Raw genomic sequence first — 11,484 nt, forward strand, 5'->3', positions numbered from 1 at the left:
GATTTTTGATTATGACTTAAAGAGAGTGATGGACAGTGAATACGTTCTGCTGCACGAAAAAACATTTCTAAAAAGCCCCTTAGGGCTTAAAGTTTTCAGCAAAATAAAGTATTAATTCAATTGCGAAGTCAGAGGATGGCTGCGGCTCCAGCCAGCTTTAATCCAGAGGCTCGCATGCGGGGTCGGACGGATTTTGTTCACAGTTGATAAGCCAGTTTTTCGCCATAATTGCAAAATCAGAAAGATCGACCTTGCAGTCCATATTGATATCGCCCTCCAGAGCGTAATCGCAGCTTCTCACCGAACCAATCGCTCCAACAGCGTCAATATCCGCTCCAACTGTTGCGCCAGATGTATTGCCTTCGTTGTAATCGTCAATCAGCTGCACAGCATCAAACACAAGCTCACCTGAGGTATGGCCGGCGAAAAAAGCATCAATGTCTATTGATGAAGTGCTGCCGGAAACCTTGCCGATTTCATAGAAGCCGTCGTCGTTGCTGTCGTAGTCTTCTCCTGCAAGCAGTGCAATAGTCTCCTGCGTGGGACGCACGGCAACGAGTGTATCTTCGACATCCGGCCCGATCTCAAAGATATGCAGGTCGGCTTCTTGAGTGCCGTCGTTTATGAGGAAATTGTCAACGAACTTGAGCTCTATCAGCCCGCCTCTTCCCAAAGTTACGTAAGAATCAGAGCTGGAAGAATAATCAGGCGTTCCGAGAGCCTTCTGCGGGTTTTCAGCGGTTGTTGGTGCGGGGCCGCCGGAGTGAAGCGGGGCGTATGTTATAACCTCATCTGCAAAGCTAAGCTCGCCGTTTGGAAACTCAATTCCGCCAAATTCTTCTGCCAAGGCAGAGGTTCCGGAAATAAAAACTGCCGCAGAAATTATAACCAGAAAAGCCCTTGTTTTCTTCATTTCAAAACTCTCTTAAAAATTTTCCATCTTATAAGTTTGATTCACTGAAGTTTCAATATAGCATAATTCTTAAAATTACCAAAATCTTTTTCAGTTTTTCGGACTTGTATAATAAAAAAAAGGCTGCCGGAAAAACATCCCAACAGCCCTTTTCTAACCATATTCACTTTATAAAGAGAAATTAAGTATATCTTAATTTTGCCCGTAATATGCGCCTTTCCCGTGTTTTCTTAGGTAATGCTTATCGAGCAGTGTTTGAGGAATCGCCTCCATCTTTCCGGCAAGTGAGAGGGTGTCTAAGCCCATCTTGCAGGCCATCTCAAGAACTATCGCATTCTTCACAGATTCCCCTGCATCTTTGCCCCAAGTGAAAGGCCCGTGGCCTGCGCAGAAAACGGCGGGGATTGTTTCAGGGTCGATACCCTTGAACCGCTCGCAAATCACTTTCCCCGTATTCAGCTCGTATTCGGTTTCGATTTCCTCTATGGCCATCTGCCTTGTAACAGGGACAGTGCCGTAGAAATTATCGGCATGGGTTGTCCCGAGGCACGGCAGCTCTCTTTTCGCCTGAGCGAAGGCAGTTGCGCAGGGCGAATGGGTATGGCATACCCCGCCAATCCCGCTCCACTGCCTGTAGAGCTCAAGGTGGGTGGGCGTATCTGAGGAGGGCTTCATATCCCCTTCCACCTTCTCGCCTTCAAGGCTGACAAGCACAATGTCCTCAGGCTTTAGCTTCGCATAGTCAATGCCGCTGGGCTTTATGGCGAATATGCCTTTGCTGCGGTCTATCCCGCTCACATTCCCCCAGCTGAGTATTACAAGCCCGCTCTCCGAGAGCTCGAGATTGGCCCTGCAAACTTCCTTTTTGAGTTCTTCAAGCATTGGCTGCCTGCTCCTTTATCTCGAGAAGATCTTTCATTACGTTTCCAAGATCGCCGCCCTGCCCGATTCCAAACTGATCGTGAATTTGGCAGTAGAGCCCGTAGAGCTTCTGATAAACCTTGCCGCTTTCAGCGTCCGGCTTGTAAACCTTATCTCTAACGCCTGTCATGGCGTTTGCGGCCTTATCAAAATCGGCGTATTCGCCCGCTGCAACTGCCGCCCCCATCGCTGCGCCTAATGCGCAGGTTTGGCTGGAGCTGGATACTTTCAGCTCGCGACCCAATACATCGGCGTAAATCTGCATAAACACGGGGTTTTTCTCAGCAATCCCGCCGCAGCAGATGAGATTTTCGATCTTCACGCCGTATTCTTCTATGCGGTTGATAATTCGAAGAGCACCAAAGGCAGTGGCTTCAATCAATGCGCGATATATCTCTTCGGGCTTTGTCTGGAGGGTTTGCCCCATAATCAGTCCGGTAAGGCGCTGGTCAACGAGGATGGTTCTGTTGCCGTTGTTCCAGTCGAGAGCGAGAAGGCCTGTTTCGCCGGTTTTGAGCTTTGCGGCTTTTTCTGTTAGAGCCTGATGAGAGCATTTATCGCCCTCTGGCTTGAGATAATTGACATACCAGTTCAGGATATCGCCCACAGCAGACTGCCCTGCCTCGATGCCGTAGCAGTCTGGCAGAACAGAGCCCTCTACAATCCCGCAGATTCCCTGGATATCTTCCAGAGGCTTATCGCTCGGCCAGACAATCACATCACAGGTGCTTGTGCCCATAATTTTCACCATAGTCCCGGGCCTAATGCCGCTGCCGATGGCTCCGTAATGCGCATCAAACGCCCCGACGCATACAGCTGTGCCCTGATTTAGGCCGAGCTTTTGAGCCCATTGACCGCTGAGTTTGCCGGCGAGCTTATCGTTTGTAAAGGTTTCGCTGTATAGCTTATCACGCAGGCCGGCGAGCTCTGGAGAGAGCTTCTGGAAGAATTCCTTTGCCGGCAAACCGCCCCACTGCGGGCTGAACATCGCCTTATGCCCTGCTGCGCATCTGCTTCTCACGATATCCTTCGGGTTTGTTATTCCGCAAAGGACTGCGGGGATCCAGTCGCAGATTTCCACCCAGCTCTCTGCTGCATTATATACCCCAGGGTCTGTGTTGAGGCAGTGCCAAACCTTGCTGAAGAACCACTCGGAAGAGTATGTACCGCCGCATTTGGCGAGATACTCAGGGAAATCCTGCCTTGCTGTCTGGGTGATTTTCTCCGCTTCCTTGTGGGAGGTGTGGTCTTTCCAGAGCCAAGCATAGGCGTTTAGATTGTCTTTGAATTTGGAATCTTCATTCAGGGCGCAGTTATTTGCATCAACGGGCATCGGTGTAGAGCCGGTAGTATCAACGCCGATTCCGACAATCTTATCAGGCGAGAAATCCGGATCCTGCTTTGCCTGCTTAATCGCATCTTTTATCGTTATTTCAGTACCCTTTAGGTAATCAGCAGGGTTCTGACGGGCAAGATTATGGTCTGAGGGGTCCAGAAGAATCCCCTCTTCGCCAGATTCATACACCCAAACGCTTGAGCTGAGCTCCCTTCCGTCCGCTGTATCAACGATAACGCTTCTTACTGAATTTGAACCGAAGTCCAGTCCTATTGTGTAAGCCATACATTAACCTCTAATTTTTTAATCCACTTTAATTTTTATAAACTGAACGCTAATCGCAGGAGCTTTGTAATCAAACTCTCTGCCTGCCTTTATTCTCTTCGTTTCCGGTTTTATTCTGTCAGGGTTTTCGAAGGTGTTCTCTGCACCCGGTTCACCTTCGAGCAGCTTCACATCTGCCATTCTCGCAGCTCTGCTTATATTATTGAGCTTGATTCGTACATCTGCCGGCTTATCTGAGGAGTTTACCAGCTTCACAGCCACCTCGCCTTTTTCTTCATCTAATGTTGCTGAGGCATAGATGCTTTTCTTTTCGAGGCTGTAATCGTGAATAAGCTTGTTGTCCAAATAGCAGCGGATTCGCCCCGAGCTGAGCTCAACTTTCATCTCGTACCACCGGTTCGGCTTGATGCTTCCGTTGCGCTGGGTAAGTACGGATTTGCGGCCGTTGACGGTCTTTTCGATAGCGTGCTGAGAATTCCCCCAGCCGCCGATATTCCACCAGTAGTATGTATCGCTGTTTTCAGCTCCGAAAACTATAAGGAAGCCTTCATCGCCTGCTGTTTTGCGTGCACGGACGGAGTAAGTTATTTTTTCGCCGCTGAATTCTTTTGGAGAAAAGCTGATTGCCGGCCTCGCTCCGCCGTCTTTCTGAGAAAGACTGCCGCCGCTGAAATCGAAATCGCCTGAGCTTTGCTCAAATTCTGAGAGATCAAGCTTTCTGCCGTTTAGCCTTGCCTCTGCTGCCTCAATTTGCGTATTCCATGAGCCGAGGCCAACGCTGCCTGATATCGTTTGAGGCTTTCCCTCTCTAACCACTTCAACATCATTACCGAGATAATAATCGCCGGCATTTTTGCTGAAGAGCTGCTGAACGTAGTAATTCGGCGTTTTTACCACTTGCCTTTTATCGAACCAGATCAGGTCTGCGGCTCTCCACTGCGTATGGTTTTTGTGGGCGAAAAGCGGGGCGTAGCAGGTCATATCAACGATATCGGCATTCCGCTCAACGCCTGTAAGGAAGGCGGCCTCTGCGAGGGCATTGTAATGCGTGTTGCCCTGCGAGGCATACTCGCCAACAAATATCAGCGGCTTGCTGCGGTCGAAATCATCGAATCGTGTGTCATTATTGAAATACCACTCCGGCGACATATAGTAATGCTCATCAGAGCTGTAAACATTGAGCTTATCCATAAGCGGATAGAGCGGTATGCCCGTACCGAGGCCGGAAGTACCGATTATCTTTATATCGGGGTATTTTTCACGAATTGCCTTTACGAAATGCGGAAAACGCTCGTGGAGCTCAGGGCGGTCGTGTTCTTCATTGCCGAGACAGATGTACTCCATATCGAAAGGCTCAGGATGCCCCATCTCAGCACGCACGCTGCCCCATTCGGTGTCGGTATCACCGTTAGCGAATTCGATTAAGTTGACAGCTTCATCAATCCATTCATCCAGCTCGTCCATAGGTGCGCATTCGTAAGGCGGCCTGAATCCGCACGAGACCCCCACCGGCACTACCGGCAGCGGCTCTGCTCCGATATCTTCACAGAACTGGAAGTATTCGAAGAACCCGAGCCCGTAGGTTTGGTGGTAGCCCCAGAGATTCCAGTTGCCTCTGCGCTGCGCAACATCACCTACAGTATCCGGCCAGCGATAGGCATTCTCAAGGCTGTGGCCGTGGGAGATGCATCCGCCCGGAAAACGGAGGAATTCCGGCTCAAGGTCAGCAAGGGCCTGGGCGAGGTCTTTTCTGAGCCCGTTTTTCCTGCCCTTGAATGTATCCTGCGGGAAGAGAGATATCATATCCAGATGAAGCTTTCCCGTGTTTTCTGAGGTTACCACGAGCCTTGCATTATCTGTCGTTATGCGGGATTGAATCGTGGTTTCAAATTTCTTCCAGTTTGCGTCTATCCCTTTTACAGAGGCCTTGCCGCAGACTTTACTGTCCTGCGTTTCAAGTGTGATGCTCAGTTTCGAAATTCCCCCTTCTCTGCGGGCATAAACTGAGAAATCGTACTTGGCTCCTCTGTCCAGAGGTATGCCGTCGTAGCCTGTATTCATAACGCCGGCCTCGCCCGCCTTATCTATATGCACTGTTAGGTAATTATGGTTGTTTCTGTTTAGGGGTATCTCTCGCTCAGCAGTGAGTGTGCATTCTCCGCCGTTTCTCTCCACCTTCTGCCATGCGTAAAGCGCGTGATACTTTTCCCTAAGCGGATTTCTGCCGGGTACAGTATGATACTCGAAAGACCTGTTCTGCACGAGTTCGGCGTAAAGTCCTCCATCTGCTGCAAAGTTTATATCTTCAAAGAAGATTCCGTAAAGATGGTCGCTGATTTCGGCCTTCTTTTCATCACAATTTACAGTAACATTAACTGAATCGGCATAAGAAATTCCTGCCGCAATAAATGCTAAAAGCATAAAAGAAATTGTCTGTTTAATAAATCTTCTCATTTTCACCCTTTCATAAAAACTATTTCAAAAATTCCGGCAGCCATTTTTTAAGTCTGTCTTTCACTACCTTGTATTTAGGCTTATTTGCAAGATTAGTAAATTCATTTTCATCATTATTGTGGTCGTAAAGTTCTTCGAAACCACTGTTGTAATAGATGTATCTCCATCTATGCGAGCGGACACTCGCTCCGACAAGCGTTTTACCATCTATTTTTTTGCGAAAACGGTATGTTGTAACTGCGGGAGCATCTCTTATATCAGATGGTTTTTTGAGAAGAGAAGTTAGATTTTTTCCGTCGCATTGCTTGGGAACAGGAAGGCCGGTAAGCTCGCAAAGGGTCGGATAAACATCGATAAGGCTTACAGGGCTGCTGCATTTTGAACCTGCGTCGGTAACACCCGGCACAACCCACATAAACGGAACTCTGGTTGATTCTTCCCAAAGCGTAAATTTTTCCCAGTTCTGCTTCTCGCCTATATGCATACCGTGATCTGCCCATAGAACGATTATGGTGTTATCTTTATATCTGCTTTGTTCAAGCCCGTCGAGGAGTTTGCCAAGCATAGCATCGGAGTATGAAATGCTTGCAAGATAGCCCTGAATAAACTCTTCCCATTTATCATTTTCAAGCACCCACTTATGCCAGTGCTCCCTGCCGTGAGACATAGCATCTTTCAAATCATCTTTCTTATGAGGCGGAAGCTGAATATCCTCAAGAGGGTACATATCGAAATATTTTTTAGGTACCTCCCAAGGTATATGCGGACGGAAGATGCCGCAACCAAGGAAGAAAGGATTATTGTGCTTTTTATTGAGCTTTGAAACCGCCCAACTTACCACTTTGTAATCGCTTGTTTTCTCATCTGCAATATTGAGCGGATGGGCTCCGAAGAGCTGGCTTGCGCCGCCAAGCGGCCTTCCTTTGGTTAAACCTGCTTCACTATCTGGCACTAATTCCGGTCTTTGCCATTGCGGTATCGGTTTTTCAGCGGTAGGCCAATATTCATCCCAGTCTCCGGCGGGGCACTCACTTCCTGGCCACCACTGAAGGGCATGAAAAAGTTTTCCTGTACCAAGGGCTGTATAACCATTATTTCTGAAATGCTGGGATAGAGTAATAGTATCTTTGAGTACTTTATTTTCGCGCCAAGTAGGTTTGCCGGAACTCTTGAAAACATTTTGAATCAAACCGCTGCGTCCGGGAGACACTCCTGTCATAACAGAAACCCTTGACGGATGGCAGGCGGGGCTTGCACAGTGAGCGTTTGTGAAGTTAACGCCCATTTCGGAAAGACGGTCAAGACTGGGAGTTTTTGCCTTAGGCAGATGGTTGGCAAGAGGACCGATCCAGTCGTTCATATCATCAATAGCTATGAACAGTACATTGAATTTACGATTACGAAAACCTGAAATTCCATAGCCACTGCTTGCGGCCGCAATTAAAGAACCTGCGGATGACTTCAGGAAATCACGTCTTTTCATCATCTACTCCTGTCATAAAGAGATATTCCGTGTCTTATTTAAGAGAAATCCTTTTGGGAAAATGATAGATGATTATCGACCTGATTTCAAAGCCATTTTAAGTATTTAAATTAACCAATTTGCGCACAAATCAGCCGCCGGCAGTGCCGAGAAGGCCTGATTCTGAGAGGATTGTTTTTGCCTGATTGAAGAAATCCTCGCTTGCAGGTTCAAATTTAACGATGGAGGATTTTCCTATAAGAGTCTTCTGTTTTTCCAGCCCGCCTTCATTATATTGAAGCAGGTCAATCTGCTTTACGCGTGATTTATTGCAAATCTCCACTGCCTGCTTAATGAAAGAAATGTCATCGTTAAACCCTTTAATAAGCGGGATTCGCACGATTATCTCAGCCCCGCTTCCGCCAAGCATTTTTATATTATCCAGAATCTGCTCCGCAGCTGCGCCGGTGAATTCCTTGTGTTTGGCTGAATCGGTTTGTTTTACGTCAACGATGAACAAATCGGTAAGCTCAAATGCCCTGCTGAGCAGCTCCGGCTCGGTACAGAGCGTGGTGTCAACGGCTGTATGCAGGCCGGCCTGTTTGCAAAGCTCAAGAGTGCTGAGCAGGAATTCGGGCTGCATAAACGGCTCGCCTCCGGAGAAGGTTACCCCGCCTCCGGACTGCTCATAGAAAACCCTGTCTTTCTCGAGAACTTCCATAACCTGCTGCGGTGTGTATTCTCTGCCGAGCAGGATCCTCGCATCTGCCGCACAAACCTCGCAGCACCTGCCCTTCCCGGTGCATTTTTCAGGATCAGTTTCGGGCTGGCCGTTCTTCCAGCTTATCGCTCCCTCCGGGCATACTTCCACGCACCTGCCGCAGCTTATGCAGAGGTTCGGGGCGAATCTGAGCTCAGGGCGAATGCTCCAGCTCTCCGGATTATGACACCACCTGCACCTCAGCGGACAGCCTTTCATAAAAACTGTTGTCCTTATCCCCGGCCCGTCGTGAACGGCAAAGCGTTTGAAATCAAAAATGAAGCCGGTATTTTCATTCTGCCTGTTCAGCCTGCTCATCGAAAAACCTTTGTGTTTTTTCAGCAAAAATATATCTTATTGAATTCTGAGTTCGTAATTAGCCGGTTAAAGCGGTAATTTTAACAGATTTTTTGTAAAAATATAGAGCTTGCTCTAAGGTTTGGCCGATTTATGGCCTGAAAACTATTACCTTAAAATTGATTGGAATTGCAATTATGGCGGAAAATCAGGAAAACAGCGTAGCTGATGGGCTCTCGAAGAAAAATATTAAATCTTGGGAGATACACAAAAAACTCTACAACTGGTTTCTCAAATGGGTGGAAACAAAATACGGGATGACAGTGCTTGTTCTGCTTGCGTTTTTTGAACCTATATGCGTGCCTGTGCCTGCGGATGTTATGGTGTTGGGGATGAGCCTTGCAAAACCAAAGAAGGGGATAAAGTACGGGCTTATCTGCGCATTTTTCTCCGTGCTCGGCGGGACAACCGCACTGCTCACAGGTCTGCTGATTGGAGACGGGGTGATAGGCTTTTTCAGCTCGATAGAGTTTATGCATATCGGCGAGAAAACCCAGAAGGCTCTCGAGCTCTATGAAGAATATGATTTCTGGGCAATTTCAATCTCCGCTCTTACGCCCGTCCCCTATATGATCTTCAGCTGGCTTGCCGGTCTTGCAAAGGTGAGCGTGCTGAAGTTTGTTCTTATCAGCCTTGTTTTCCGGACGCTTCGCTTCGGAACTGAAGGCCTGCTGTTTTACCTTTTCGGCGAGAAGGCAAGAGATTTTATCGAAAAGCATTTCAATACTGTTACGATCCTCGTGATGATTCTGCTTGCCGGCCTTGCATTTCTATTCAAATACTCTGGAGGGGCATAAAAACTGCTTGAGAAACCATGCCCCCTTTGACTGCTATTCTTGACGAAGGCTGTCAAGCTGATATGATTAAAAAATGAAAGGCAAATTTCATTTAACAGGCCGCTTTCGCAAGATATTTGCCTTAAAAAAATGGAGTTACTATGAATCTGAATGTTGGATCTATCCGAAACAATATAGACGGCTTTGAGGAGATAGCAAGGCTGTATAACTCAAGCAGACACTTGAAATATGATTTAATTGAACTCGATTTTGAGCAGTGTGAGTTTTTTGAAGCAAATATGGCCGCTGCATTGTATTCTATAATATCAAGGCTTTATGAAGAGCTTAACAGCGTAAAACTCCAGAACATCCCTCAAAACATAAAACAAGTTTTATGCAGAAACCGCCTTTTAGCTGAGTTTGGGTTTCAGATTGAAAAAGACACATATCAAACAACGATTCCCTTTAAAAAATTCAAAAAGAATGCCAACGAACAATTTCTGGAATATTTGAAATACTATCTCAGAGGCCGAGGCATTCCGAAAATGTCGGGCGAATTGAGCAAGCGGTTCAAGCAAAGCCTTCTTGAGATATTTCAAAATTCGGGTTCACATTCCTGCCACGGCATAAACATATTTTCCTGCGGCCAATACTTTCCGAACAAAGAAAGGTTTGATTTTTCAATATCAGATTCTGGAATTGGAATTCGTGAAAATGTAAGAAAGTTTTTCAAAAATGATAAAATCAGCTCAAAACAAGCCATAGAATGGGCTCTGAAAGAAGGGCATTCTACCAGAACCTTCAAACAGCCCAGCGGAATTGGCTTGAAACTAATCAAAGATTTTCTTAATCTTAATAAAGGCAAGCTACAGGTTATTTCAAGATTTGGTTATTATGAATTTTCTCAGAAAGACGAGCAGCTTAAAAAAATGAAGTATGATTTTCCAGGCACCTGCGTAAACATAGAAATCAATACCGCAGATGAATACAGTTACAAAATGGAAACTGAATGATAACTTACAGGATTTGAATTATGCCGAAAGAAATAAAAATAAACGCAGCAGAATTTGTAGGCAGTCTTTGCATATCTTCAGATGACGGACAAAAACTGTTCGATAAACTAAAGCCTCTTCTTAAAGAAAACAATAAAATCATCCTTAATTTTGAAGGGGTGGAGATACTGATCTCACTGTTTTTGAACGTTGCTATAGGCCAGCTATACGGGCAATTTAGCAAAGATGTAATTGAATCCTCTATTAAAGTTCAGGGGCTCAGCAATTCTGATTTACAGATTTTGGAGAGGGTTAAAGAAAATGCCCTAAGATACTACAACAATCCCGAACCATACGATGAGGCTTGGCAGGAGCTTGAGGAAGATGATGAATGAACCGAATAGAATACACAAACTGTCCTCGTATTCTTTCAGCAACGGCGAAGAAATTCTTATAGATGCAAATATCTGGCTCTATCTTTACCCCGCCCCCGCAGGCTTAAATAAACGAAAATATGCCGCTCAGTATTCTGGATCATACAAGATTATTTCTGTAAATTTAATTTTCGTTTGAATTGTTTCTATTCTCCTAAACGAGGGAATTTTCGATGCAGTAGCGGATTAGTTCGGCGTTATTTGAAATTCCCATTTTATTCATAATTCTCGTTTTGTATGTGCTTACGGTTTTGGGGGATAAATGCAGCTCATCAGAGATTTCACCAAGCGATTTTCCCTTACCCAGCATAATCAGCACTTGATATTCACGGTCTGAGAGGCCTTCGTGTTTTTGTGAATTTTGAGGCTCAAGAATAGTATCCACCAACTTCCGGCTCACAGCAGGAGTTATAAATTTTCTACCTCTATAAACAGTTCTGACAGCTTCGAGCAGGTCTTCAGAAGCGCTTTTCTTTGTAAGATACCCGGCCGCTCCTGCCTTTAAAACGCGCACGGCATACTGATCCTCTGGATGCATACTCAGCATTAAAACAGGCAGATCAGGGCGGGTATTCTTGATCTGGTTCAATGCCTCTATGCCTCCCATTCCTTCCATGGAGATATCAAGGATAACAGCATCAAATGCGTGCTTTGTAACCAAAGCCACGGCCTCTTCTCCCGAACCGGCCTCAGATTTCACACTTATATCCTCGCTGCTTTCTATTATAAGCTTTAGCCCTTCTCGAACTACAGCGTGATCATCGCAAACTAATATCTCAATCATTCTCTCTCCG

The 11,484-nt window shown here is 46.3% G+C and carries 10 protein-coding genes; 3 read left to right on the forward strand and 7 right to left on the reverse strand.

Annotation, left to right across the window (positions count from 1 at the left end; all coding sequences use genetic code 11):
- Positions 1-157: 157 nt before the first annotated feature.
- The 6 genes from STSP1_RS03600 to STSP1_RS03625 form a co-directional block, all read right to left on the reverse strand.
- On the reverse strand, positions 158-913 hold the full coding sequence (locus tag STSP1_RS03600; protein ID WP_085755035.1) for a hypothetical protein: 756 nt from the start codon (positions 911-913) through the stop codon (positions 158-160).
- Positions 914-1,105: 192 nt separating this feature from the next.
- Positions 1,106-1,795 carry an L-ribulose-5-phosphate 4-epimerase gene (locus tag STSP1_RS03605; RefSeq protein WP_085755036.1) on the reverse strand — a complete coding sequence of 230 codons (690 nt, stop codon included), beginning with the start codon at positions 1,793-1,795 and terminating at the stop codon, positions 1,106-1,108.
- Complete coding sequence (locus tag STSP1_RS03610; protein WP_085755037.1) at positions 1,788-3,455, reverse strand: ribulokinase; 1,668 nt, start codon at positions 3,453-3,455, stop codon at positions 1,788-1,790. The genes STSP1_RS03605 and STSP1_RS03610 overlap by 8 nt, the downstream gene beginning before the upstream one ends.
- A gap of 18 nt (positions 3,456-3,473) precedes the next feature.
- A complete protein-coding gene (locus tag STSP1_RS03615; protein ID WP_085755038.1) occupies positions 3,474-5,909 on the reverse strand; it encodes an alpha-L-arabinofuranosidase C-terminal domain-containing protein in 2,436 nt (811 codons plus the stop codon).
- 19 nt (positions 5,910-5,928) lie between these two features.
- Positions 5,929-7,395 carry a sulfatase gene (locus tag STSP1_RS03620; RefSeq protein ID WP_085755039.1) on the reverse strand — a complete coding sequence of 489 codons (1,467 nt, stop codon included), beginning with the start codon at positions 7,393-7,395 and terminating at the stop codon, positions 5,929-5,931.
- A gap of 127 nt (positions 7,396-7,522) precedes the next feature.
- Positions 7,523-8,449 (reverse strand): glycyl-radical enzyme activating protein, encoded by a 927-nt coding sequence (locus tag STSP1_RS03625; RefSeq protein ID WP_085755040.1) that lies wholly within the window; start codon positions 8,447-8,449, stop codon positions 7,523-7,525.
- Positions 8,450-8,625: 176 nt separating this feature from the next.
- On the opposite strand from STSP1_RS03625, the gene STSP1_RS03630 reads away from it, so the two are divergent.
- From STSP1_RS03630 to STSP1_RS03640, 3 genes are all read left to right on the forward strand, one after another.
- Positions 8,626-9,285, forward strand: a complete 660-nt coding sequence (locus tag STSP1_RS03630; protein ID WP_085755041.1) for a YqaA family protein — start codon at positions 8,626-8,628, stop codon at positions 9,283-9,285.
- Between the two features lie 140 nt (positions 9,286-9,425).
- Entirely contained in the window at positions 9,426-10,277 is an 852-nt protein-coding gene (locus STSP1_RS03635) for an ATP-binding protein (RefSeq protein WP_085755042.1), read from the forward strand.
- A gap of 20 nt (positions 10,278-10,297) precedes the next feature.
- Positions 10,298-10,651: an STAS-like domain-containing protein gene (locus STSP1_RS03640; protein ID WP_085755043.1), complete on the forward strand. Its 354-nt coding sequence runs from the start codon at positions 10,298-10,300 to the stop codon at positions 10,649-10,651.
- A 193-nt stretch (positions 10,652-10,844) separates the two neighbouring features.
- Here STSP1_RS03640 and STSP1_RS03650 read toward each other — a convergent pair whose 3' ends face one another.
- On the reverse strand, positions 10,845-11,474 hold the full coding sequence (locus STSP1_RS03650; RefSeq protein ID WP_085755045.1) for a response regulator: 630 nt from the start codon (positions 11,472-11,474) through the stop codon (positions 10,845-10,847).
- Between the last annotated feature and the right edge of the window lie 10 nt (positions 11,475-11,484).

Source organism: Sedimentisphaera salicampi (assembly GCF_002117005.1).
In the GTDB taxonomy this organism is placed as follows: Bacteria; Planctomycetota; Phycisphaerae; order Sedimentisphaerales; family Sedimentisphaeraceae; genus Sedimentisphaera; species Sedimentisphaera salicampi.